Below are 25,454 nucleotides of genomic sequence, written 5' to 3' on the forward strand. Positions count from 1 at the left end.
CTCCAGTAAGGGTTCTGAGTTGTTATTGTTTTATCTTGCTGTCTTCAGTAAGGCCGTCGCATTCTTCACGATACCCGCGACGTCTATTTCATGGCGCGCACGGGTTGCCGCTCTGTCCGCCGCGATAGCGTACTGACCATCGGCGATGCCCAGACGACGCAGGGGAATCGCGCTGGCGGCTTCTGCCAGTACTTCCGCAACCAGGCTTCCCACACCGCCGTTGATGTTATGTTCTTCCACACTCACCACTGCACGGCATGGCGTCAGCGCCGCCAGCAGTTGTGCGGTATTGCAGGGACGAATAGACGGTACACTGATTACGCTGGCTTCAATACCGGCTTGTGCCAGCTGTGCGGCAGCGTCGACAATTTCATGCACCGTCGACCCCATTGCGACCAGGGCGACGTCTTTTCCCTCGCGCAGAACGTCGATGTGTCCCGGCACGAAGCGGTAAGCATCATCGTGTAATTCCGGCAGGGCTTTACCGTCCAGACGGATATAAACCGGGCCGACATGCGACAGGGCGTAATCGATGATCTGTCGGCACTCCACCGGGCAGGACGGGGCATAAATTTCAATGTTGCCAAAGCCGCGCAGTACCGCAATATCATCAATACTGTGGTGAGTACTGGCGAGTGGGCCATAGCTGGCGCCAGCGTTCAGACCAAAGAGCTTGACGTTGGTGTTGTTGTAGCAGATGTCGACTTTAATCTGCTCATTCGCGCGTGAGATTAAAAAGGGCGCAGCGTTACAGGTGGCGGCGATTTTACCGCCAAGCGCCAGACCGGCGGCGGTGCCCACCAGCGTTTGTTCGGCAATGCCGACGTTGACCAGTCGGCCAGGAAACTTCTGCATAAATGGCGCAATTTTGGCGGTGGAGGTGGAATCCGCAACAACCGGCACCAGATCCATTCCGCCTTCGACCGCGTCGATAAAGGCATTCACCATCACTGTGGCGAGATGTTCACTTTTACTCATCTTTCAGTTCCTCCAGCGCCAGTTCCACTTCGTCACCTTTAGGCACGCGGTGATGCCATTCCGGACGTCCCTGAATAAAGGAAACGCCGGCACCCTTGGTGGTATTTGCAATTACCACATGGGGCTTGCCCTGCGGTGTTAATCCTTCCAGTGTCCTGACGACATCGGCCATATCGTTGCCGCGACACGTAGTGACCTGCATACCGAATGCACGCCATTTTTCATCAAGAGGATCGGTGTTCATGATCTCTTTGGTTGCTCCGGCCAACTGGAGATTATTCTTGTCATTAATAATGATCAGGTTGTCGAGCTGGTAGTGCGCAGCGACCAGGGCGGCCTCCCAGTTGCTGCCTTCGGCGAGTTCGCCGTCGCCGGTAATGACGAACACGCGACGCTTGCTGTTACTGCGTTTTGCCGCAAGCGCGAGGCCGACCGCGACCGGTAAGCCGTGTCCCAGCGCGCCGGTATTGAGTTCGATGCCGGGCGTTTTATGTTTCACCGGATGGCCGGGTAAATGCGAATCGGCATGCTGATAGCTGGCCAGCCAGTCCAGCGGAATAAAGCCGGCTTCGGCCAGAACGCAATAGTATCCGCCGACCGCATGGCCTTTTGACTGGATATAAATATCGCGTTCATCGCTCTCTTGTAGGGCGGGAGAGCAGTTAAGAATACGAAAGTAAAGCGCCGTCAACAGCTCAACCTGCGACAGATCAGCTCCGGTATGGCCGCCCGCCGGGCTCTCAGCATTCAACACAATGATGCGACGGCGTACCGCACGCGCTTTCTTTTCAAGCTCCGCAACAGAGAGCAAAAACGGATTCATATAACACCTCTTGAATGTTTAATCCTGCTTGAATATATATTCAAGCAGGATGTAATAACCTGACGACTTCCTAAGGTAAGAGATTTTCTCCTTATTACGTGACTTTATAGGTCAATGGAATATATATTCACTATTGATTTATTATTCATGATTAAAGATATTCCTTGTCCTGAGGTTTGTCTACGCTTTGTGCAGGCAAATTTTGGAGAAAGGAGAAAAGGATCACACTTGCCTGGCGGGCGGGATGCAGGAGATCGCTTGTTATCTATTCAGGTATGAATAAAAATAACGGGACTTTACAGGGGGATTGCCATGTCGAAGCAGGATGAACAACGGTTGTTGGTGAAGATTGCCACACTCTATTACGCCGAAAATAAAAAACAGTCAGAAATTGCTACGCTGCTGCACCTTTCGCAGTCCTTTGTGTCACGAGCGTTAACGCGATGCCAGAAAGAAGGGCTGGTAAAAATAACGGTGGTACAGCCGACCAATATTTTTGTCTCGCTGGAAAAGGCGCTGGAAGAACAATACGGCATTCGCCAGGCGATCGTGGTGGATGTTGGCGACAACCCGACGGGAGCGCAAATCAAGCACGCGATTGGCAGTGCGGCGGCGCATTATGTTGAAACCCGCATTCGTCCTGAGGATCTGGTAGGAATTTCTTCCTGGAGCAGTACGATTCGTTGCATGGTCGATGAGATGCATCCGCAGAATATTCGTGCGGCGGGTGTGATCCAACTTTTGGGTGGTGTTGGGCCAAATGGCAATGTACAGGCGACGATCCTCACGCAACAACTGGCCGCGCATCTGGGCTGCCCATCGTGGCTATTACCCTCGCAAAGCATTGAGCACTCTGTTGAAGAACGCACCCGGTTGGTGAATAGCCCGGATGTTGCCGCTGTAGTCGATAAATTTGCCGAAGTGGACGTGGCGATTGTGGGGATAGGCGAACTGGAGCCGTCGCAACTGCTGAAAAATTCCGGCAACTACTATAACGAAGAGATGCTCAAACTGTTGGCTGAACGCGGGGCGGTGGGCGATATTTGCCTGCACTATTATGATGCGGCCGGAAAACCGGTTCTGAGCCATGAAGAAGATCCCGTGATTGGTATGGAACTGGCGCAAATTCGTGACTGTAAGCATGTGATTGCGCTGGCGGGGGGAAAAGACAAGCGTAACGCCATTCGCGGCGCGCTGCAGGGTAACTACATTGACGTGTTGATTACCGATTATCCGACTGCGCGCAGCCTGATAAAGAAAGCGTAGCGAGATGAAAATCTGCTCCGGGAATTTTACCCGGAGCAAGTTGAGCCGGGCTTTACGACGTGCTTTCCATCGCCGCTTTTTGCGCAACCACTGCGGCTTTTTGCTGCATCCGGTTCTGCATCTGGTCGATGATGACGGCAACGATAATCACGATCCCCTTAATCACCATCTGCCAGAATTCGCTCACCCCCATCATCACCAGTCCATCGGCGAGAAAGCCGATGACAAATGCGCCGATCAGGGTCCCGAGAATGGTACCGCGCCCCCCGGCGAGCGAGGTCCCGCCCAGTACGACCGCTGCAATCGCATTCATTTCAAACGCGGTGCCGTTAGCCGGGTGGCTGGCGGAAAGCTGCGCCGATACCACAATTCCCGCGATAGCGGCGCACAGGCCGGAAAGGGTATACACCCAGATCTTAACCTGTTTAACCTTCACGCCGGAGAGTTCAGCGGCGCGTTCGTTATCGCCAATGGCATAGACATGACGGCCAAACGGCAGGCGTCGCGCCACATAGGCAATGATTAACGCCAGCACTATCATCATCCAGATAGCCCAGGGGATGCCAAATAGCGTACCGGCGCCAATTTCATCAAAGCCGGTATTACCGAGTTGCGGATTACCGGAAAGCCCCGGAAAGGTCTGTCCATCGGAGGTTAACATCGCCGCCCCCCGCAGAACGTACATGGTGCCCAATGTACAGATGAACGGCGCAACGTTATAGCGTGTGATAATCCAGCCGTTTGCGGCGCCAATGAGTCCACCAATCAACAGCACCAGCGGGACGATTACCCAAACGCTGGGGAAAATGGCGATGCCAAACATCGGCAGCACAATCCCTTTGGTTATCAACCAGCCGGCAATCATGCCGCACAGCCCCAGCGTTGCGCCAATCGACAGATCGATACCTGCCGTGATAATGACAAAGGTGATCCCCAGCGCCAGGAAGGCGTTGATGGCGATATGTTTGATCATGATGACCATGCTACCGCCGGAGAGAAATCCCGGTACGGTAAAAGCAAAGAATCCGACTATCAGAAACAGCGCAATAAAGGTCCGCAGCTTCAGGATCAGCAGCAGGATATTTTCTCGTGAAAATGACACCCCGGAGCGGGGGGCAATGGCGACGGATTGAACAGTTTTCATGTCAGAACCCCTGAGCACTTGCGGTTACCAGCGCCGATTCTTCGGCCCGATCGCGTACGATATCGGCGGTCAGTTTCCCGCCGGACATCACCAGAATGCGGTCAGACACCGCCATAATTTCTTTTAAATCTGAGGTGGAAAAGACCACGGCAATCCCCTGCTGTGAGAGTTGCACCATCATGCGAAAGACATCGGCTTTCGCGCCTACGTCTATACCGCGCGTGGGTTCGTCGAGAAAAAGGATTTTCGGATTGGTCAGCAACGAGCGGCCAATGACCACCTTTTGTTGATTGCCGCCGCTCAGTGCCTGAATTTCCACGTCGGGTGACGAGACTTTGATCGACAGATCGCCAATCGTACTGGCTACCACGGCCTCTTCATCACGGCGAGAAATGGCAAAGCCGCGCTGAAGTCGTCGCCACAGGCTGGCGATGGTCAGATTGGTGGCGACAGACGATATCGGGAAAATTCCGGTGCGCTTGCGGTCTTCCGGCACCAGACTCATCCCCATACGGATACGTTCGGCGGTGGTGAGTCGCTGCGGAACCGGCTTGCTGTCCAGCCACAGCTTGCCCAGATAGTTTCGTTCGGTACCGAGAAGACATTCAAACAGCTCAGTGCGTCCCGCCCCCATCAGCCCATATATCCCGACAATTTCCCCGGCATGGACGCGGAAGCTGACATCGTTCACGACCGCGTTCCCGGCTGCGTTCACGCAGGTGATGTGTTCCGCTTCGAGTACTGGCGCGCCAAAGGTGCGTCCAGGTTCGAGGAAGTTGCTGACCGGATCGCTCCCCAGCATTTCACGGACAATCCACGGCACGTCGATATCGCAGACTTTTGCTTCGGCCTGGAATCTGCCGTCACGCAAAATGGTGATCACGTCACCGATCGCCATCAGCTCTTCCAGACGGTGTGAAATGTAGATAATTGACACGCCCTGGCGGGTCAGCTCGCGGATCACCCGGAACAGAATTTCCACTTCGGTTTTGCTCAGTGCAGAAGTGGGTTCATCCAGAATCAGAATGTCGGCGTCTTCTGCCAGCGCTTTGGCGATTTCGATGAGCTGCTGTTGTCCCACCTTAAGATTGCCCACCAGTTCGCGTGGCGAGATGGGCTGGTCGAGACGTTGTAACAGGGCTTCGGCGCGCTTTTCCTGTTCTGCCTCATTAATGGGCGTGACGCCTTTTTGTAACTCCCGGCCCAGAAAGATGTTCTCAGCCACGTTCAGGTTTTCGAACAGATTCAGCTCCTGATGCACCATGCCGATACCGTGCGCGGCGGCATCCCGGGTGCTGGCAAAGCGCACGGGTTGACCGTTAAGCCGCATTTCACCGCTGCTGGGCTGCTGAACGCCGGCAAGGATCTTCATCAGCGTGGATTTCCCCGCGCCATTTTCGCCAATAATGACGTTCACTTTGCCGCGCCAGACGCGGTAATCCACCGCATCCAGCGCAACTGTACCGGGAAACAGCATTGAGATAGCCTGCGTTTCCAGGATGACTTCATCAGCAGGGACATCGTTCATTACGGAGCCTCCTGTTTCAACGCCAGGGCGGCGGCATTCTCTGGTTTACCGCCGTTAAGGGTCACCGCGAGGGTCACCGTCGCGGTTTTGCCTGACCAGCTCTCATCCACCGGCGGCAGCGCGTTTACCGCCTCCCGGTTATAGGCACGGGAAAGCTGTGCAAACTGCACCTGGTTGGTAAAGTCCTCAAACTTAAAGCCCGCGGCATCACGAATCGCGTTACCGCGCATCACTGGTCCTGTCTGAATTTCTATCGGGTGTCCGTTGACGTTCATCACAAATGATTTCTCCCTGGTGTTGGAGATATCGACTTTTTCGATCCGACTGGTCAGACGAACGAACACGCTTTCCGGCGCGGCTGTTGGTGTCGCCATACGGGCGCTCAGCGCGGTTGCATCCAGGGCGTGTTGATTCGCGGCGTCCAGTACGCGAGGCTGCCAGGTTTGTTGCGCGATCTGCTGGGGCGTCAGATTGTCGAAGCTGGCTTTGGCATTCGGATCGGCGGGGATCACGGGCTTACCATTTTCGTCAAGATCGACTACCGTGCAGGCCGTCAGCAACAGGGTGGTGCAACCTAACAACGCAGCACCCCATTGTGTTAACGACATAACGCCTCCGCTTAGTGGCTCAGATTGAATTTGTTCAGCTTGCTGGCGTTGGTCTCATCAATCAGCACGCAGTCCATCAGCTGTTTTTCGTCTTTCTGGGCTTTTCCGTTTTTCAGGTAAAAGTCAGCCTGCTCGACAGCCATTTGAGCCTGCTGCCAGCCGGGTTGCAGAACGGTTGCTTTGATATTGCTCTTGTTGATGATGGAGTCGCGGGTGTAGTCGCTACCGTCGAAGCCCACCACAATGACGTTATTTTTCCCGGCGGCTTTCAGCGCCGCTTCAGCACCGAGCGCCATGGTGTCGTTACCGGATATAACGCCCACAATATCGGGGTTGGTTTGCAGGATGGCTTCCATACGGGTGAAGGCTTCCGTCTGGCTCCAGTTAGCGGTCTGTTGAGCCACCATCTTCATGTCCGGATAATCGTCCAGTATGTCGTGATAGCCCTGTGAACGTACGTGGGCGTTGGTATCAGACTGGCGGCCCAACAGCTCAACATACTGGCCTTTACCGCCCAGTAATTTGGCGAATTTTTCAGCGCCAAGCTGCGCGCCCTGATAGTTGTTAGAGACAATCTGCGCCACGGCAACCCCGGTTTTATTGATCTCTCTGTCGATAAGAAATGCCGGAACGCCAGCGGCTTTCGCTTTCTCCAGTGGGCCGACGGTCGCATCGGCGCCTGCGTTATCCAGAATGATGGCTTTTGCTTTACGGGCAATCGCCGTTTCAATGAGCTGGTTCTGCTTGTTCACATCATCATCGTGCGATGCGACGAGCGTGGTATAGCCCAGTTCTTTCGCTTTCGCCGCCGCGCCATCAGCCTCGGCTTTAAAGAACGGATTATCATGGGATGGGGTAATGATGGCGATGAGTCCATTATCGGCTGCGTAGAGCGAGCCGGATGCAGTAAGGATCGAAGCCAGTAAGACGGATTTTACAAAGGTCGTGTTCATCGTTTTCTCCACATTGAATATATATTCAAATATGATTTATTATTCAAAGTAACGATAAATCGACTTTATTGAACTGTCTACGTTTTGTGCGGCTAATTGTTTAAAAGGAGAAAAGGATCACGATCCTGATGCGAGATGAGGGAATAACGTGATGACCGTGTCCTGATGTTGTTTCCAGTACACGTTGGCTTCATGATAGGCAAAATTAGGCGAAAATAGGGGTGATAAACGTAGCGTTAGCTGCGTAGTTGTCAGTGCGGTGACTTTTGCGCTCGCAAAGCCCGGTAGGGGCAGCGCCCATTGGGACAGCGCTTTGAATACGCTCTCTCTGGCTGAAAAAGCCAGCGTTAAGGCAAGAGGGAAAGGCAACGCGCTGGAACGTAAAACACGTTCTTCTTCATTATCAACAAAAGATGAGCACAATTCTCCTGCCGTCTGCGGCGTCATTATTTCTTCAATATCAACCCCCACTGGCTGATGGGAAACAACAGCCAGCGCGCGGGTAGCACAGTGACTGATGCTGCCGGACAGACCTTCCGGCCATAACGGTTGTCGTTGTTCGCCCATTCCCGGGACATTTTTATGTCCCTGCTCGCGTAGCGCATAAACCGCGGCAATACGACCAGCCAGATGTTCGGCCTTACGTTTACGCCCGGCATGTGCCAGTTGTGCATGATGGGGAAGCCACAGCAGATCGTGTTCATGAAAGGTGTCTGGTTCAAACGTCACACAATGCACGGTGTGGTGAGCCAGAATGAGAGGGGAGTGCGTTGTCTGCATCGTGTCATTAAAACCAAAAACCCTCCTCCGTATGGAGGAGGGGAGTGGGTATCAGAAGTGGGTGTTAACGCTCATGTACCACGTACGACCCGGTTCATTATAGGTGTACGCGCCCGCGCCACGCATATAGGAGACATCGGTCGTGCTACCGGTCGTTTGCGCATTACCTTCACGCCACAGACGCTTGTCGAAGACGTTATCCACGCCGCCGGTCAGGCTGACATTTTTGGTCACGTCCCAGGTTGCGCTCAGACCCACGATGCTGTACGGGCTGATGGACTGTTTATCCGAACCTGTCACCGGTTTACCCTGGTAATCGTATTTCTTCGGCTCCTGTTTGCCATACCAGGTAAAGGTGGATTGCAGAGAAACATCCTGATGTACCTGCCAGCTCAGCGTTGAGTTCAGCGTGTACTCTGGAATAATCGACAGGCGTTCGCCGGTCTCTTTGTTTTTACTCTGCAGCATGTAAGTGATGTTGTTGGTCCAGTTAACGGTGTTGCTAACCGGTACGTTCAGCGTTCCTTCCAGCCCTTCCACGACCGCTTTAGGTACGTTCTCCCACTGATAGATATCGGTGTAGGTGGTTTTACCTTTGCTGGTAATAGAGGTGCGGTCCATTGGTACAGTGCCGGCTTCGATCTTATTGCGATAATCATTACGGAACCAGGTCACACCCGCCAGCCAGCCATCGCGTTTGAACTCAAGGCCAATCTCTTTGTTGATACTGGTTTCCGCTTTCAGATCGTCGTTACCCATCATGTAACAGCCGATACCGGTCGCGGCGCCTGTGGCATAGCAGCCCTGGCCTTTACTGTAGAGAATGTAGTTCGGGTTGGTCTGATACAGGCTCGGTGCTTTATACGCCCGCGCAATGCCCATCTTCAGGGTGAAGTCATCGCCCAGACCCTGTGACAGGTTCAGCGACGGGCTCCAGTTGTTCCCCACAATGGTATGGTGATCAAAACGCAGACCCGGCGTCAGCATGGTGCTGTCGGTCAGCTCCATATTGTTCTCAGCAAACAGCGAGAAAATTTCCGCTTTCGAATAGGGGCTGCGGTCGGTACTGCTGGAACCCGGAATATCGCCGCCCATAAAGGTCTGCGAGTTAGAGAGCATGTCCTTCATGCGCTGTTGGGTCCATTCGGTGCCCAGCGTCAGGTTCTGGTTAACCAGAAAATCGAACGGCATGCTGATTTCACTGTGCAGCGTGACGTCGTTCAGGTCGGCATCAACATATTTCTGTGACGCTTTCGGGTCGAAGATCCCTTCCGTACCCCCCGCCAGGCCTTCCGGCGTACGGGAGTTACGGGTATGTTCGTACTGCACCCAGTTGGTGGTGGTGACGCCGTTATCCCAGCCGCCGTTCCAGGTCAGCGAGTAGTTCTGACGATAGAGACGGTTAGTCTCTTTGCCGTAGTTATCTTTCACCAACTGGTTGGTATTGGTGTTCTGCGTGTCCCCGGCATACAGGTTACCCTGACGGCTGTATCCGGCTTCCAGTTCAAGAGACTGCATCGGTGCGAAGTCCCAGCGCACCACGCCGTTAATGTCCTTGTTGATGACGCCTTCACGACCGGCTGGCAGCGTGTCGGCATAGGTGCCGGTTCGTTCAGACTGATGGCCCTGGTTGATGTTACGCGCGTCGGCCTGGGTTTTATCGAGATTACCGAACAGGCGGAAGCTGAAATCACCGCCCAGCGGGCCGTTCAGGCTAAAGTTGGTGCGTTTGGTCGCGCCTTCGTCTTTGTGTTCCGGTGCGTTGAAGTAGGTGTTCCAGGATCCGTGCCACTCGTTGCTGCCTTTTTTGGTGATGATATTCACCACGCCGCCGGCGGCACCGTTTCCGTAGCGCGCAGCCGCAGGCCCACGCAGAACTTCAATGCGTTCAATCATCTCAGGTGGCACCCAGGAGGTATCGCCACGGGTATCACGCTCGCCGCGCCAGCCGAGGCGTACGGAGTTACGGCTGGTCACCGGTTTACCGTCGATCAGGATCAGCGTGTTTTCCGGCCCCATACCGCGAATATCAATCTGACGGTTATTACCGCGCTGACCGCTGGTTGAATTGCCGGTCAGGTTCACGCCGGGCATAGTACGAATGATTTCAGCAACGTCACGTGCGGGAGGGTTTTTACGAATTTCATCCGCGGTAATCGTCGATACGCCTGGTGCCTGCAGGTTCTGCTGGGCGGCGGTGACGACAATCGTATCTTCATGAGAGACTGCAGTGTTATCGGTGGTGTCTTCTGCCATCGCAGGCAGTGCGACGCCGTAAATCCCTAAGTTGACCAATATGGCCAGGTAATGAATCTTCTTGTTCATTGTCTTTCCTGCTTTTCTTTAGCCACGTGTACCAGACACCTGAGATCGGTATCCGGCCCGATGTCGCCCGCCTCTGCGAAACCCCCTCATTCCAGAAAAGCCCGCAGCGCGGTTGGTTAAAAACTGTTCGCGCTTCCCACGGCGCGTCAATACGCTATTGCAAATGCAAATAGTTATCAATAATATTATCAATATATTTCATCAAACAATGAAAAAAATCACAATAAACATGAGGTTATGAAGGTGACGGCGTTGACGGTAGGCAGCGAGACCTGGTGGCAGTCAAAAAACGGTCCGCAATGGACGCGTGAAGCAGACGGAAATTACCGGGTGACCTTCTGGTGGCGCGATCCGCAGGGAAGTGAATGTCACTCTGCTATTCAGCGAGTCTGGGTGTATATCACCGGCGTCACCGATCATCACCAGAATATCTTTCCTCAGACGATGCAGCGCATTGCCGGAACAGATGTCTGGCAGTGGCAGACCGTGTTAAGCGCTAACTGGCGCGGCAGCTACTGTTTTATTCCTACAGAACGCGACGATACGTTTACTGCCCTCAATGCGGACGACGTCCCGGACCGCGCGGCGTTGCGCGAAGGCTGGCGACAACTGTTACCGCAGGCGATTGCCGACCCGCTTAATCCGGTGAGCTGGAAAGGCGGGCGAGGGCACGCCGTTTCCGCGCTCGAGATGCCGCAGGCCCCTGTACAGCCCGGCTGGGATCTCCCGCAGACACCCGCGACACCGCCAGTGGTTTTGCGCTGGAACAGCACGCGTCTCGGCAATACGCGTCGCGTGTGGGTTTTTACTACTGGCGATGCGCAGTCAGAAGACCGACCGTTGGCGCTCCTTCTCGACGGGCAATTCTGGGCGCAGAGCATGCCCGTCTGGCCTGCGCTCACTTCACTTACTCAGCGTGGTCAACTTCCACCGGCGGTTTATCTGCTCATTGATGCGATCGATAACACCCATCGCGGCCGGGAACTTCCCTGTAATGCAGATTTCTGGCTGGCAGTGCAACATGAGTTATTGCCGCAGGTGCAAAGCGTTGCGCCGTTTAGCTCTAACCCGCAACGGACGATCGTCGCAGGGCAAAGCTTTGGTGGACTGTCATCACTGTTTGCTGGTCTGCACTGGCCGGAACGCTTTGGCTGCGTGCTCAGTCAGTCCGGCTCTTACTGGTGGCCTCATCGCGGTGGTCAACATGACGGGCTGATTATTGAACAACTTAAAGCCGGTACGCTGTCTGCGAAGGGCCTGCGGATTGTCCTCGAAGCGGGAGTCCGCGAACCGGTTATCTTCCGGGCGAACCAGGCGCTTTACACACAACTACAGACGACACAGCAGCCGGTTTTCTGGCGTCAGGTTGACGGCGGACATGATGCGCTTTGCTGGCGTGGTGGCCTGATGCAGGGGTTAATTGATCTCTGGAATCCGCAGCGCTGAGCAAGCGATTTTCCACGACAGGAGTTGAGTATGGAATTCAGTAATCCCTTCGATAATCCGCAGGGACAGTTCTACATTCTGCGAAATTCGCAGCAACAGTTTAGCCTCTGGCCGCAGCACTGTACATTGCCTGCCGGCTGGCAGGTGGCATGCGAACCGCAATCTCAGGAGGCCTGCCAGCAGTGGCTTGAACGTCACTGGACCACGCTTATTCCCGGTCATTTTGCCGTTTCGCAGGAGGCGCAATGAGCCCACGTTTACCGCTTGTCGCCGCACAGCCTGGCATCTGGATGGCTGAAAAACTCTCTACGCTACCTTCCGCCTGGAGCGTCGCCCATTATGTGGCGCTAACCGGCGAACTGGATGCACCGTTGCTGGCGCGTGCGGTGGTCACCGGCATGCAGCAGGCCGACACCTTACGGATGCGTTTTACCGAGGATAACGGCGACGTCTGGCAATGGGTGGATGAGGCCTGTACCTTTGCCGAACCGCAGATTAGCGATTTTCGCACCGCTGCGAACCCGCATGAAGCCGCGCTGGCGCGGATGCAGGCCGATCTCCAGCAAAACCTGCGCGTCGACGGCGGTCAGCCGCTGGTACATCATGAGTTAATTCGGGTCGGGGATCGCCAGTGGTACTGGTATCAGCGCTATCATCATTTACTGGTCGATGGTTTCAGTTTCCCGGCAATTACCCGCCAGATAGCGGCGATTTACAGCGCCTTGCTCCGGGGAGATGCAACGCCTGCCTCGCCCTTCACGCCGTTTGCCGGGGTGGTGGAAGAGTATCAGCAGTATCGTCAGAGTGAGGCCTGGCAGCGCGACGGTGCGTTCTGGGCGGAGCAACGTAAACAGCTGCCACCACCAGTGTCGCTTTCACCGGCTCCGCTACCGGGTCGCGCGGCGACGTCAGAAATTTACCGCATGAAGCTGAATGCTCCCCAGGGCGCGTTTCGCCATCTGGCGACGCAACTGCCTGACGTGCCGCGAACCGATCTGGCGCTGGCGCTGGTCGCGCTCTGGCTGGGACGGCTGTGCGGTCGGATGGAATATGCGGCCGGTTTTATCTTTATGCGTCGCATGGGATCGGCAGCACTGACCTCGACCGGCCCGGTACTCAATGTATTGCCGCTGGGCGTGCGTCTTGATGTCACAGAAAGTCTGGCCGAACTGGCAAAACGACTTTCCGCACAGCTTAAGAAAATGCGCCGCCATCAGCGCTATGATGCGGAGCAAATCGTGCGCGACAGTGGGCGAGCGGCAGGGGAGACGCCGCTGTTTGGCCCGGTGCTTAACGTCAAAGTTTTTGACTATCAGCTGGATATGCCGGGCGTTTCGGCGCAAACCCACACGCTGGCAACCGGGCCGGTTAACGATCTGGAACTGGCGCTATTCCCGGATGAAGAAGGTGGGCTGAGCATAGAGCTTCTTGCCAACCAACAGCGTTATGATGAGGCAATACTCAAACAGCACGCATTGCGTCTGATGGCGCTGATTGAACAGTTTGCCGCCAATCCTTCCCTGGCCTGCGGTGATGCCGATCTACTGCTTGCGGCTGAATATCAACAGATTGCGCAGATTAATGCCACGGCGGTTGATATCCCGTCCACGACGCTGAGCGCGCTGGTGGCGGAGCAGGCGAACAGAACGCCGGACGCGCCGGCGCTGGCCGATGTCCGCTATCAATTCAGCTACCGCGAAATGCTCGAACAGGTGGTGGCGCTCGCCACCGTGCTGCGCGAACACGGCGTGCAGCCGGGCGACAGCGTCGCGGTGGCCTTACCGCGTTCTGTATTTCTGACGCTGGCGCTGCACGGGATCGTTGAAGCGGGTGCGGCCTGGCTGCCGCTGGACACCGGTTATCCTGACGACCGCCTGCGGATGATGCTGGAAGACGCGCAACCGAAGCTGCTGATCACTACCGAAGAACAATTACCGCGCTTTAACGATATTCCGGGACTGAAAAGCCTCTGCTATAACGCACCGTTGCAGGCAGGGGATAGCGCGCCGCTAAGGTTATCGCAACCACAGCATACGGCGTACATCATCTTTACCTCCGGTTCAACGGGCAGACCGAAAGGGGTGATGGTCGGGCAAACCGCCATCGTCAACCGGCTGTTGTGGATGCAAAACCAGTACGGCCTGACGGCGAAGGACGTGGTGGCGCAAAAGACGCCTTGCAGTTTTGACGTTTCGGTATGGGAGTTTTTCTGGCCGTTTATTGCTGGCGCAAAGCTGGTAATGGCGGAGCCGGAGGCGCACCGCGATCCGCTGGCCATGCAGCGCTTCTTTGCTCACTACGGGGTGACAACAACCCACTTTGTGCCGTCGATGCTGGCGGCGTTCGTTGCCTCGCTAACGACGGAAAGCGCTGGTGAAAGCTGCGCAACGTTACAGCATGTCTTTTGCAGCGGCGAAGCCTTACCCGTCGATTTATGTCGTGAATGGGAGCAACTGACGCAGGTCCCGTTGCACAATTTATATGGTCCAACGGAGGCGGCGGTTGATGTCAGTTGGTATCCGGCCTGGGGCACTACGCTGGCAGAGGTCACCGGCAGCAGCGTACCGATTGGCTTCCCGGTCTGGAATACGGGACTGCGGATCCTCGATGCAATGATGCACCCGGTCCCCATCGGCGTGGCGGGCGATCTTTACCTGACCGGCATCCAGCTCGCACAGGGTTACCTCGGCAGACCGGACCTCACGGCGAGTCGTTTTATCGCCGATCCCTTTGCGCCGGGAGAGCGGATGTACCGCACCGGAGATGTTGCGCGCTGGCTGGAAAACGGCGCGGTGGAGTATCTGGGGCGCAGTGACGACCAGCTTAAGATCCGCGGTCAGCGTATCGAACTGGGTGAGATCGATCGTGTGATGCAGGCGTTGCCTGACGTTGAACAGGCGATCGTTCACGCCTGCGTCTTTAATCAGGCGGCGGCGACGGGAGGCGATGCCCGTCAGCTGGTGGGGTATCTGGTCTCGCAATCAGGACTTCCGCTCGATATCCCGGCACTGCAGGCGCAACTGCGTGAGAAACTTCCACCCCATATGGTGCCTGTGGTGTTACTGCAACTGGCGCAGTTGCCGCTCAGCGTTAACGGAAAGCTGGATCGTAAAGCGCTGCCGATGCCGGCGTTGACGCCGCGTGCTAAAGGTCGCGCTCCGCGAGCGGGCAGCGAAGCGGCGGTGGCGGAGGCTTTCAGTGAACTGCTGGGCTGCGATATCAACGACGTTGAGGCGGATTTCTTTGCGCTGGGCGGCCATTCGCTGCTGGCCATGAAGCTGGCAGCGCAACTGAGCCGGACCTTCGCCCGTCCGGTGACGCCGGGACAGGTCATGGTGGCCTCGACGGTAGCGCAACTGGCGGCATTGCTGGAGGCGAACGATGACGTACAGACACAACGTCTGGGGTTTGAAACGCTGCTGCCGTTACGTAAAAGCGACGGCCCGACGCTGTTTTGCTTCCATCCGGCATCAGGATTTGCCTGGCAGTTTAGCGTCTTGTCACGCTATCTCAGTCCGCAATGGTCGATTACGGGTATTCAGTCGCCACGTCCACAGGGGCCGATGCAGACGGCAAGTAATCTGGATGCGGTGTGCGAACACCATCTGGCGACGCTCCTTGAACAGCAACCACACGGCCCGTATTATCTGTTGGGCTATTCTCTTGGCGGCACGCTGGCGCACGGTATTGCGGCACGTCTACGGGCGCGGGGCGAAACGGTCGCTTTCCTCGGCTTGCTGGATACCTGGCCGCCAGAAACACAAAACTGGTCAGAAAAAGAGGCCAATGGACTCGACCCGGAAGTGCTGGCGGAAATTGATCGCGAGAGGGAAGCGTTTCTGACCGCGCAGCAGGGGAACGCATCAGACGAATTGTTCAGCACGATAGAAGGTAATTACGCTGATGCCGTGCGCTTACTCACCAGTGCGCACAGCGTTCCCTTTGATGGACGCGCGACGCTGTTTGTTGCCGAGCGTACGCTGCCTGTAGGCGTAAGCCCGGAGCAGAGTTGGGCTCCGTGGATTGCGGAGCTGGAGGTGTATCGCCAGGACTGCGCGCATGTGGAGATTATCTCTCCGTCAGCCTTTGAGCATATTGGTCCAATTATTGCCGCATGCTGTAATAAATATCATCATCGCTGATGACTATTTCGGCTCTCTATTTCCCCCGTAATCATGAGTCATGGCTACGGGGGAATTTATAATATTAATTTATTACATTCAGAATTTTACCGCCAGAGGACAAATTCCGAAATTAGCCTCATCTTTGAATTAACATTTCGGAATGCTCTGAGGGTTTGCTACGCTGTTGCCCGGAAATGTTTTAATGGAACATGTAGCAGGACATTCAGTATGCCGTCACTTAATATTAAGCAAGGTAAGAATAAGGACGTTACGGGTTTTACGTTACCTGATGCTCAGCATAATGAAATCGATTTATTAAACCTTATCGATATTTTATGGCAGGCTAAAAAGCAGATTATTACGTGTACACTCGCGTTTGCATGCGTGGGGTTATTCGTCACGTTCTTTTTGCCACAACGCTGGACCAGCGAAGCGGTGGTCACACCCGCCGAATCCATTCAATGGCAGGCCTTGCAGAGAACGCTGACGGGACTGCGCGTTCTGGAACTCGACATCAATGTTGATCGCGTCAGTACCTTTAATCTTTTTATCAAGAAATTTCAATCGACTTCACTGCTGGAACAATATTTACGCTCATCCCCGTATGTCATGGAACAATTAAAAGGCGCGAAAATCGATGAACTGGAATTACATCGGGCCATTGTCGCGCTGAGCGAAAAGATGAATGCGGTGGACAGCAATACCGGTAAGAAAAATGAAACGGCACTGTTTACGTCATGGGTACTGAGTTTTACGGCACCGAACAAAGAAGAGGCACAACAGGTGCTGGCGGGATATATCCAGTTTATCTCTCAGATTGTGGTACAGGATTCGCTGGAGAATATTCGCAATCAACTGGAAGTCAAAACCCGCTTTGAGAAAGAACGTCTGGCGCTGGATCGGGTGAAACTTAAAAATCAGCTGGATACGAATATTAAGCGACTCAATTATTCGCTGGAGATTGCTAACGCAGCCGGTATTAAAAAACCGGTTTACAGTAATGGTCAGGCGGTAAAAGACGATCCGGATTTTTCTATTTCTCTGGGGGCTGATGGGATCCAGCGAAAACTAGAGATTGAAAAGTCGGTCACCGACGTGGCTGAATTGAATGCGGAATTACAGAACCGTCAGTATTATGTAGAACAACTGGAGTCAGTGAATATTCGTGATGTGACATTTTCGCCGTTCAAATACCAACTCGAACCGTCATTGCCGGTAAAACAACAGGGGCCGGGTAAAAAGATTATCGTTTTGCTGGCGGCTTTGTTGGGAGGGATTGTGGCCTGCGGTGGCGTACTTCTCCGGCATGCGATGGCATCGCGTAAAAGTGATGAAGCCACGGTCAGTGAAGGTCCGATCTGACAGCCGGAAAGGGCTGAGCTTTCCGGCTGTCGGCTAACGACGGCCCAGCGGCACCACCAGCGGTGTGCCCGCGACAGGGTCGTCAATAATCGTACAGCGTAAGCCGTAGATTTTCTCAATCAGTTCCGCTGTGACAATCTCTTTCGGCGCTCCTTCAGCGACAATTTTACCTTCACGCAATGCAATCAAATGCGTGGCATAGCGGCAGGCCTGGTTGAGATCATGCAGAACGGCGGCGAGGGTGTAGCCTTTCTCACGATTTAGTTCGCTTAACAATTCCAGTAGATCAATCTGATGGCTGATATCCAGCCAGGTGGTCGGCTCATCGAGCAGCATGATTGACGTTTCCTGCGCCAGAACCATGGCTATCCATGCGCGTTGGCGCTGCCCCCCGGACAGCGTATCCACACTTTGACCGGCCAGGTGCGTAATACCGGTGGCGCGCATCGCCTGTGTTACGGCATTTTCATCTTCCTGGCGCCAGCGGGTGAAGAGTGGTTGGTGCGGATAGCGCCCGCGTGCTACCAGTTCCTGTACGGTGATATCGCCTGGCGTCGTGGCATTTTGCGCCAGCAAACCGATGCGGCGAGCGACCTCTTTGCTGGGATAACGCTGAATCGGCTCGCCGTCCAGCCAGACGTGACCGTTTGCTGGCGTCATCAGTCGACTGAGGGTCCGCAGCAGCGTTGATTTTCCACAGCCGTTTGGTCCGATGATGGCGGTGAAATGGCCATCGGGAATGGTAACGTTAAGGTTTTCGGCAACGGTAAATTTTCCATAACCCAGCGTTAACTGGTCGCCACGCAAACGGGCTACTGATTCGGTCATTTCTTGCGGGACTCCTGAATTAACAAAGCGATAAGATAAATACCGCCGATGCTCACGGTGACCACACCCACCGGAAGCTGATAAGGCATAAACAGTTGCTGCGCGCACAGATCGGCCGCCAACAGTAACAGCGCGCCGCAGAGCGCGGCCTGGGTTAATCCCCAACGCGCGGTGCCGCTCAGGCGACGGGCGATATGCGGGGCAACCAGCGCAATAAAGGAAATCGGTCCGGCCAGCGCGGTAGCGGCAGCGGTTAACACCACGGCCACCAGCATCATAGCGAGCCGCGAGCGCTCCACGCTGACACCCAGCGCGCAGGCGCTGTCATCCCCCATCTCCAGCAGACGCATGCGACGCACCAGCAGTCCGGCGCCTGCCAGCATGAGAATAATGATTGGCGCCGAAGGCCAGATTTTGGCCCAGGTCAGGCCGTTAAGCGATCCGGCGTTCCACAATCCGGCGGTCAGTGCGGTGTCCAGCGAGGCCTTCAACAACAACCAGGTGTTAAACGCAAACAGCATGGCGCGAATACCGATGCCGATAATGATCAGGCGGAAGGTCTCAATACCGTTGCGCCAGGCCAGTAGCCAGACGACCAGTGAAGTCAGAATACCGCCGGCCATTGCCGCCAGCGCGATAGCCGTCAGATGCTGACCAAACAGCACCATCGCCACCAGTACGCCGCTCCAGGCGCCGGTATTAAAGCCCATGACGTCCGGGCTGCCGAGCGGGTTGCGCATCAGAGACTGAAAAATTGCTCCACTGACCCCGAGTGCAGCACCAATCAGCAGCGCCATCAACACGCGCGGTAAACGCCATTCGGTTACGACCATCGTCAGGCTGCGCGGCGCATCGCCGGTAAAGGCAGCAATAATTTGTGAGATTTCCAGCGTCACTGCGCCGCTGCGCAGACCCCAGAGCGCGAAGAACAGGCAGCCGACCGTCAGTAGCAGGCACGCGATCAGCAAACGACGCGATACGTACGTCATACGGCACCTCGCGGACGACGACGAACCAGAAAGATCAGCACCGGGGCCCCGATAAAAGCGCTTACTACCGACACGCGCAGTTCACCGGGAACAATCAGGCGGCCAATGATATCGGCAAAAAGCAGCAGAGCAGGCGTGGCGATAAGCGTCACCGGGAGTAACCAGCGGTGATCGGCACCCACAAGCCAGCGTGCCATATGCGGCATCATCAGGCCGATAAACGCAATTGGCCCGACAATTGCCGTCGCGCTGCCGCACAGGATGGTGATAGCTAACAGGCCGATGAGTTGAGTACGCGCAACTTTGCTGCCCAGCGCAGTGGCGGTATCACTTCCCAGACTGAGACTGTTCAGCGCCCGGCTGAGCATCAGCGCGGTAGCACCCGCAATCAGTACCGGCACAATAACCACTTTGAGGGTTTGCAGGCTACGGATATCCAGTGAGCCGGCCTGCCAGTAACGAAGCTGATCGTAGACGTCCGGATTCAGCAAGGAGATACCGCTGGTGAGCCCTTCCAGAACCGCAGCGAGCGCGACGCCCGCCAGCGTCAGACGTACCGGGCTTAATTGACCGCCGCCCTGGCTGCCGGTAAATGCCACCACCAGCGACGCCACCAGTGCGCCGATAAAGGCCATCACCAGTTGTTCCTGGGGTGTAGAAAAACCAAACAGCGCCGCGCCCAACACAATGGCAAAACTGGCGCCGGCGTTAACGCCAAGCAGACCCGGATCGGCCAGCGGATTGCGGGTGAGCGTTTGCATCAACGCGCCAGCCAGCCCTAACGCGCCGCCTGCAAGTAATCCGGCGAGAGTGCGCGGCAGACGGGCATCGAGCACGATGGTGCAATCGGCACTTTGACAGGTGCCGGTGAGCGCTTCCATAACCACGGAGACGGGCAAGGATTTTGCGCCGATGATCAGACTTAATGCCGTGGCGATAACCAGTAATAACAACAATCCGGGCACGGCAATGGCACGCGTCACGGAAACAGAACATGACATATCAACTTCCCTGATAATGATAGTAATTATCGTTATCGATCTTATTTGATTATGTTAGCATGTGCAGCCATTGAATGGATAATGAAAATAAGATCGCATTAAGGCGTTGTAATGAATCGACAATCCTGGCTGCTTAACCTCAGTTTGCTGAAGACACACCCGGCTTTTCGCGCTGTCTTCCTGGCCCGCTTTATCTCTATTGTCTCTCTTGGACTGCTCGGCGTTGCGGTACCCGTGCAGATCCAGATGATGACGCATTCTACCTGGCAGGTGGGGCTCTCCGTGACGCTGACCGGCAGCGCGATGTTTGTCGGTCTGATGGTAGGCGGTGTCCTGGCCGATCGTTATGAACGCAAGAAAGTCATTCTGCTGGCGCGCGGTACCTGCGGGATTGGCTTTATCGGCCTGTGTCTGAATGCCATGCTGCCAGAACCTTCGCTGTTGGCGATTTATCTGCTGGGTCTGTGGGATGGCTTTTTCGCTTCGCTGGGCGTGACGGCCTTGCTGGCGGCAACACCTGCACTGGTGGGCCGCGAAAACCTGATGCAGGCAGGTGCGATTACCATGCTGACCGTGCGTCTTGGCTCGGTGATTTCACCCATGCTGGGTGGGTTACTACTCGCCACCGGCGGCGTGGCCTGGAACTACGGTCTGGCGGCGGCAGGTACCTTTATCACCTTACTGCCGCTGTTGAGTCTTCCGGCACTGCCGCCCCCGCCACAGCCGCGTGAACATCCATTGAAATCCTTGCTGGCGGCATTTCGCTTCCTGCTTGCCAGCCCGCTTATCGGCGGGATTGCGCTGCTCGGCGGCTTATTGACGATGGCCAGTGCCGTACGTGTGCTCTATCCGGCACTGGCAATGAGCTGGCAGATGTCAGCGGCGCAGATTGGCATGTTGTACGCTGCCATTCCGCTTGGGGCGGCGGTCGGCGCACTGACCAGCGGTCAACTGGCGCACAGCGTGCGTCCAGGATTAATTATGCTGGCTTCAAGTGTGGGGTCGTTTCTGGCGATTGGCCTGTTTGCCCTGATGCCCGTCTGGGTGTTAGGCGTGGTGTGCCTCGCGCTGTTCGGTTGGCTGAGTGCTATTAGCTCGCTGTTGCAGTACACGATGCTGCAAACGCAGACGCCAGAGAATATGTTAGGGCGTATCAATGGCCTGTGGACGGCGCAGAACGTCACCGGAGACGCCATTGGGGCAGCATTGTTAGGCGGACTGGGAGCCGTCATGACGCCAGTGGCTTCGGCGAGCGTCAGCGGGTTTGGCCTGGTGATTGTGGGACTGCTTTTGTTGCTGTTGCTCAGTGAGTTGCGTCGATTCCGGCAAACGCCGCCGGAACCGGCATAGCGACAGGCAGGCCGGTGCGACCCGGCCACATTATTAAAACAGCGTGGAGAGACGGTCGAGAACTCGCATCGCACTGTAATAATCCAGGCGGAAAGATTCAGTGCCCAGGGCGTAAACGCGCTTGTTCTGTACCGCCGGCAGATGCGCCAGCAGAGGATTGGCGTAAATCGCCAGCTCATCTTTCTCGTCACCGGCAAACAGGAACAACGCTTCACCGTTCAGCCCGGCCGCCAGATTCTCACCGCCAAGCTGAATGATATCGTGACGTTTCCCCTGGCTTTGACTGGCATTGAGTCCAGCAGGCAGCGCGGCGAGGGTAAAGCCAAGCTGCTCCAGCATTTTCCCCTGTGCGGACTCAGGCGTCCACAGGTTGGCTTTATGGGCTGCAGCGGTATAAACCAGCGCGCTTACCGGCTGCGGAGGCAATTTTAATTGCTGTTTAACAACAGTCAGTTTTTCATCAAATTCAGCAATACGTTCGGCGGCCTGTTTCTCCTGACCGGTGATCTCGCCTAACTGCGTCAATAGCGACTGCCAGCTTTTATCGTCGTAATTAATGATAAGCGTCGGCGCAATAGGGGAGAGCTGATCGTACAGCGCCAGTGCGGAGTCGCCACCGGTCGCGCTAATCAAAATAAGATCGGGCATTTGCGCCGCCACGGCTTCTGCATTCGGTTCACCAATATAAAGGCGCGTCAGCTTGCGTGCTTTCGCCACGTCGCCCCACTGACGTAAGAACCCCTGATCGTCGGCTACGCGGTTGTTTGGCGTCGTCGCCCCGCTGGCGATCACCGGCGCATCAATCGCCAGCAATGAACCAGTGAGTGTGACGCTGGTAGAGACGATGCGTTCAGGTTTGTGTTCCAGCGTATGGCTGCCGCGGACGTCGGTCACCTGACGCGGCCAGTCCGCCGCGTGCGCTGAGGAGAATCCGAAAACAAAGAGCGTAACGAGCAGGGAAGGCAATCTCACAAATCAGTTCCTGTGCAGAGTTATTAATGCTTCTCATTTTCATTATTAAGCGAAAGGGATGCAAGCGTTAGTCGCACTTTGTGCGACCTCAAGAGTTGACATGTCGCCTGTTTGCTTTTAGGTTAGCGCCCGAAAATATAAATGATAATCATTATTAAAACCTTTATCATTTTTGGAGGATGATATGGATACGTCTTTGGCCGAGGAAGTTCAGCAGACCATGGAAACACTTGCGCCCCATCGCTTTTTCTTTATGTCGCCGTATCGGAGTTTCACGTCGTCGGGATGCTTCGCCCGGTTCGATGAACCCGCCATTCACGGCGATTCGCCAGACAGCCCCTTCCAACAAAAATTACACGCCCTGTTCACCGATGCCAAAGCGCAGGGTATCGCAAACCCGGTTATGGTGGGGGCGATTCCGTTCGATACTCGCCAGCCCTCATCGCTATTTATTCCCGAGAGCTGGCAGACCTTTTCTCGCCAGGAAAAACAACAGTCATCTCGCTACTTTACTGCTCATCAGGCGCTGAGCGTTACGGCGCGTAAAGCGATTCCAGAACAGGATACGTTCGAAGAGATGGTCGCGCGCGCTGCCGCGCTAACGGCGACGCCGGACGTCGACAAAGTGGTGCTCTCGCGACTGATTGATATCACAACCGACGCTGAGATCAACAGCGGCGCGCTGCTGGAGCGTCTGGTCGCGCAAAACCCGGTTAGTTACAACTTCCATGTGCCGCTGGCGGACGGCGGCGTTCTGCTCGGCGCGAGCCCGGAACTGCTGCTGCGCAAAGAGGGCGATCGCTTTAGCTCATTGCCGCTGGCGGGTTCCGCGCGTCGCCAGCCGGATGACGTGCTGGATCGGGAAGCCGGCAACCGTCTGCTGGCCTCTGAAAAAGATCGCCATGAACACGATCTGGTTACGCAGGCAATGAAAGCCGTGCTGCGCGATCGCAGCCAGAACTTACGGTTTCCGTCTTCTCCACAGCTTATTACCACGCCAACACTCTGGCACCTCGGTACGCCGTTTGAAGGAAAGGCCAATGTCGGTGAAAACGCCCTGACGCTGGCCTGCCTGCTGCACCCAACGCCAGCGCTGAGCGGCTTCCCGCATCATGTGGCGAAACAGTGGATTGCTGAACTGGAGCCGTTCGACCGCGAACTGTTTGGCGGCATTGTCGGCTGGTGCGACGCCGAAGGTAATGGTGAATGGGTAGTCACGATCCGCTGTGCGACGTTACGTAAAAACCAGGTGCGTCTGTTTGCGGGGGCAGGGATTGTCCCGGCCTCTTCGCCGGTCGGGGAGTGGCGCGAAACGGGCGTCAAACTCTCCACTATGTTGAACGTTTTTGGATTGCATTAAGGAGCGATGATGAGCATTCCTTTCACCCGGTGGCCTGACGAATTTGCCCGTCGTTACCGTGAAAAAGGCTACTGGCAGGATCTGCCACTCACGGATATTTTAACCCGTCACGCCGAAAACGATCATCCGGCGGTGATCGACGGTGAACGTTGTTTGAGTTATCGCCAGTTGAACCAGGCGGCGGATAACCTTGCCTGTACGCTGCGCCGCCAGGGGATCAAATCCGGCGAAACCGCGCTGGTGCAATTGGGCAATGTTGCTGAGTTGTACATTACGTTCTTTGCGCTGCTGAAGCTTGGCGTCGCGCCGGTGTTGGCCCTGTTCAGCCATCAGCGTACTGAACTGACTGCGTATGCGAAGCAAATCGAACCCGCGCTGCTGATTGCCGATCGCGAGCACGCGCTGTTTGCCAGTGACGATTTCCTGAATACCTTTATCGCTCAGCATAGCGCCATTCGCGTCGTGCATCTGCTCAATGACGCGGGTGAACATAATTTGCAGGCAGCAATCAATCAGCCTGCGGAGAATTTTATCGCCACGCCGTCGCCTGCGGATGAAGTAGCTTACTTCCAGCTCTCCGGCGGCACGACCGGGACACCGAAGCTGATCCCGCGGACCCACAATGATTATTACTACAGCGTCCGCCGCAGCAATGAAATTTGTCACTTCACGGCGGACACGCGTTTTTTATGCGCAATCCCCGCCGCCCATAACTATGCCATGAGCTCGCCAGGTTCGCTGGGGGTGTTTCTCGCCGGCGGAACCGTGGTACTGGCGGCGGACCCGAGCGCCACGCTGTGCTTCCCGCTGATTGAAAAACATCAGATCAACGCGACGGCGCTGGTTCCGCCAGCGGTCAGCCTGTGGCTGCAGGCGATTAATGAATGGGGCAGCAATGCGCAACTGGCTTCGCTGAAGCTGTTGCAGGTCGGCGGTGCGCGTTTGTCCGCTTCGCTGGCTGCACGGATCCCGGCGGAGATCGGCTGCCAGTTGCAGCAGGTCTTCGGCATGGCGGAAGGCTTAGTGAACTATACCCGGCTCGACGACAGCCCGGAGCGGGTAATCAATACCCAGGGGCGTCCGATGTGCCCGGATGATGAAGTATGGGTGGCGGATGAAGACGGCAACCCGCTGCCACAGGGCGAAACGGGACGCCTGATGACGCGCGGTCCGTACACCTTCCGCGGCTACTACAAGAGTCCGCAACATAACGCCAGCGCTTTTGATGCCAACGGTTTCTACTGCTCAGGCGATCTGATTTCCATCGACCCGGATGGTTACATCACCGTTCAGGGACGAGAGAAAGATCAGATCAACCGTGGCGGCGAGAAAATTGCAGCAGAAGAGATCGAAAACCTGTTACTGCGTCATCCGGCGGTGATTCATGCGGCTCTGGTCAGTATGGAAGATGAGCTGATGGGTGAGAAAAGCTGTGCGTTTCTGGTGGTGAAAGAATCGCTGCGTGCGGTTCAGGTGCGCCGCTTCCTGCGTGAGCAGGGCGTTGCTGAATTCAAGTTACCGGACAAGGTGGAGATTGTTGAGGCGCTGCCTCTGACCCCGGTCGGTAAAGTCGATAAAAAACAATTACGTCAGTGGCTGGCAACACGTTCGGCCTGA

General features: G+C 55.8%; 20 protein-coding genes. 8 read left to right on the plus strand and 12 right to left on the minus strand.

Annotation, left to right across the window (positions count from 1 at the left end; translation table 11 throughout):
* Nucleotides 1-30: 30 nt before the first annotated feature.
* Both QNN88_RS12250 and QNN88_RS12255 read right to left on the minus strand, forming a co-directional pair.
* The gene (locus QNN88_RS12250; protein WP_414240467.1) at nt 31-978 is read right to left on the minus strand and encodes a transketolase family protein; all 948 of its coding nucleotides are present in this window, start codon (nt 976-978) and stop codon (nt 31-33) included.
* Nucleotides 971-1,801: a transketolase gene (locus QNN88_RS12255; RefSeq protein WP_414240468.1), complete on the minus strand. Its 831-nt coding sequence runs from the start codon at nt 1,799-1,801 to the stop codon at nt 971-973. The genes QNN88_RS12250 and QNN88_RS12255 overlap by 8 nt, the downstream gene beginning before the upstream one ends.
* Before the next feature lie 312 nt (nt 1,802-2,113).
* On the opposite strand from QNN88_RS12255, the gene QNN88_RS12260 reads away from it, so the two are divergent.
* Nucleotides 2,114-3,067 (plus strand): sugar-binding transcriptional regulator, encoded by a 954-nt coding sequence (locus tag QNN88_RS12260; RefSeq protein ID WP_414240469.1) that lies wholly within the window; start codon nt 2,114-2,116, stop codon nt 3,065-3,067.
* 52 nt (nt 3,068-3,119) lie between these two features.
* On the opposite strand, the gene QNN88_RS12265 is transcribed toward QNN88_RS12260, so the two are convergent.
* The 6 genes from QNN88_RS12265 to QNN88_RS12290 all read right to left on the minus strand — a co-directional run bounded on the left by QNN88_RS12265 (nt 3,120) and on the right by QNN88_RS12290 (nt 10,405).
* A complete protein-coding gene (locus QNN88_RS12265; RefSeq protein WP_414240470.1) occupies nt 3,120-4,211 on the minus strand; it encodes an ABC transporter permease in 1,092 nt (363 codons plus the stop codon).
* A 1-nt stretch (nt 4,212) separates the two neighbouring features.
* The gene (locus QNN88_RS12270; protein ID WP_414240471.1) at nt 4,213-5,739 is read right to left on the minus strand and encodes a sugar ABC transporter ATP-binding protein; all 1,527 of its coding nucleotides are present in this window, start codon (nt 5,737-5,739) and stop codon (nt 4,213-4,215) included.
* Entirely contained in the window at nt 5,739-6,347 is a 609-nt protein-coding gene (locus QNN88_RS12275; RefSeq protein WP_414240472.1) for a DUF2291 family protein, read from the minus strand. The genes QNN88_RS12270 and QNN88_RS12275 overlap by 1 nt, the downstream gene beginning before the upstream one ends.
* An 11-nt stretch (nt 6,348-6,358) precedes the next feature.
* The gene (locus QNN88_RS12280; protein ID WP_414240473.1) at nt 6,359-7,300 is read right to left on the minus strand and encodes a D-ribose ABC transporter substrate-binding protein; all 942 of its coding nucleotides are present in this window, start codon (nt 7,298-7,300) and stop codon (nt 6,359-6,361) included.
* 117 nt (nt 7,301-7,417) lie between these two features.
* Nucleotides 7,418-8,080 carry an enterobactin synthase subunit EntD gene (gene entD, locus QNN88_RS12285; protein WP_414240474.1) on the minus strand — a complete coding sequence of 221 codons (663 nt, stop codon included), beginning with the start codon at nt 8,078-8,080 and terminating at the stop codon, nt 7,418-7,420.
* Nucleotides 8,081-8,131: 51 nt separating this feature from the next.
* Entirely contained in the window at nt 8,132-10,405 is a 2,274-nt protein-coding gene (locus QNN88_RS12290; RefSeq protein WP_414240475.1) for a TonB-dependent siderophore receptor, read from the minus strand.
* 237 nt (nt 10,406-10,642) lie between these two features.
* Here QNN88_RS12290 and fes point away from each other — a divergent pair, with 237 nt between their 5' ends.
* From fes to wzz(fepE), 4 genes are all read left to right on the plus strand, one after another.
* Nucleotides 10,643-11,851 carry an enterochelin esterase gene (fes, locus tag QNN88_RS12295; protein ID WP_414240476.1) on the plus strand — a complete coding sequence of 403 codons (1,209 nt, stop codon included), beginning with the start codon at nt 10,643-10,645 and terminating at the stop codon, nt 11,849-11,851.
* 30 nt (nt 11,852-11,881) lie between these two features.
* A complete protein-coding gene (locus QNN88_RS12300; protein ID WP_414240477.1) occupies nt 11,882-12,100 on the plus strand; it encodes an MbtH family protein in 219 nt (72 codons plus the stop codon).
* Nucleotides 12,097-15,993 carry an enterobactin non-ribosomal peptide synthetase EntF gene (gene entF, locus QNN88_RS12305; protein WP_414240478.1) on the plus strand — a complete coding sequence of 1,299 codons (3,897 nt, stop codon included), beginning with the start codon at nt 12,097-12,099 and terminating at the stop codon, nt 15,991-15,993. The genes QNN88_RS12300 and entF overlap by 4 nt, the downstream gene beginning before the upstream one ends.
* A 210-nt stretch (nt 15,994-16,203) precedes the next feature.
* Nucleotides 16,204-17,337, plus strand: a complete 1,134-nt coding sequence (wzz(fepE), locus tag QNN88_RS12310; RefSeq protein WP_414240479.1) for an LPS O-antigen length regulator Wzz(fepE) — start codon at nt 16,204-16,206, stop codon at nt 17,335-17,337.
* A gap of 33 nt (nt 17,338-17,370) precedes the next feature.
* Here wzz(fepE) and fepC read toward each other — a convergent pair whose 3' ends face one another.
* Genes fepC through fepD form a run of 3 tightly spaced genes read right to left on the minus strand, consistent with a single transcriptional unit; the run spans nt 17,371 to nt 20,155 of the window.
* Nucleotides 17,371-18,165, minus strand: coding sequence for an iron-enterobactin ABC transporter ATP-binding protein (gene fepC, locus QNN88_RS12315; protein ID WP_414240480.1), 795 nt, complete (start codon nt 18,163-18,165; stop codon nt 17,371-17,373).
* A complete protein-coding gene (gene fepG / locus QNN88_RS12320; protein WP_414240481.1) occupies nt 18,162-19,154 on the minus strand; it encodes an iron-enterobactin ABC transporter permease in 993 nt (330 codons plus the stop codon). The genes fepC and fepG overlap by 4 nt, the downstream gene beginning before the upstream one ends.
* Nucleotides 19,151-20,155 (minus strand): Fe(3+)-siderophore ABC transporter permease, encoded by a 1,005-nt coding sequence (gene fepD, locus QNN88_RS12325; protein ID WP_414240482.1) that lies wholly within the window; start codon nt 20,153-20,155, stop codon nt 19,151-19,153. Before fepD ends, fepG begins: the two co-directional genes overlap by 4 nt.
* A gap of 111 nt (nt 20,156-20,266) precedes the next feature.
* Between fepD and entS the strand changes: the two genes are divergently transcribed.
* Nucleotides 20,267-21,505: an enterobactin transporter EntS gene (entS, locus tag QNN88_RS12330; protein WP_414240483.1), complete on the plus strand. Its 1,239-nt coding sequence runs from the start codon at nt 20,267-20,269 to the stop codon at nt 21,503-21,505.
* Between the two features lie 33 nt (nt 21,506-21,538).
* Here entS and fepB read toward each other — a convergent pair whose 3' ends face one another.
* Nucleotides 21,539-22,477 carry a Fe2+-enterobactin ABC transporter substrate-binding protein gene (gene fepB / locus QNN88_RS12335; RefSeq protein WP_414240484.1) on the minus strand — a complete coding sequence of 313 codons (939 nt, stop codon included), beginning with the start codon at nt 22,475-22,477 and terminating at the stop codon, nt 21,539-21,541.
* Between the two features lie 184 nt (nt 22,478-22,661).
* Between fepB and entC the strand changes: the two genes are divergently transcribed.
* Both entC and entE read left to right on the plus strand, forming a co-directional pair.
* Complete coding sequence (gene entC, locus QNN88_RS12340; RefSeq protein WP_414240485.1) at nt 22,662-23,837, plus strand: isochorismate synthase EntC; 1,176 nt, start codon at nt 22,662-22,664, stop codon at nt 23,835-23,837.
* Nucleotides 23,838-23,846: 9 nt separating this feature from the next.
* The gene (gene entE / locus QNN88_RS12345; RefSeq protein ID WP_414240551.1) at nt 23,847-25,454 is read left to right on the plus strand and encodes a (2,3-dihydroxybenzoyl)adenylate synthase EntE; all 1,608 of its coding nucleotides are present in this window, start codon (nt 23,847-23,849) and stop codon (nt 25,452-25,454) included.

Source organism: Citrobacter sp. ANG330, from assembly GCF_047467925.1.
GTDB lineage: Bacteria > Pseudomonadota > Gammaproteobacteria > Enterobacterales > Enterobacteriaceae > Citrobacter_A > Citrobacter_A amalonaticus_G.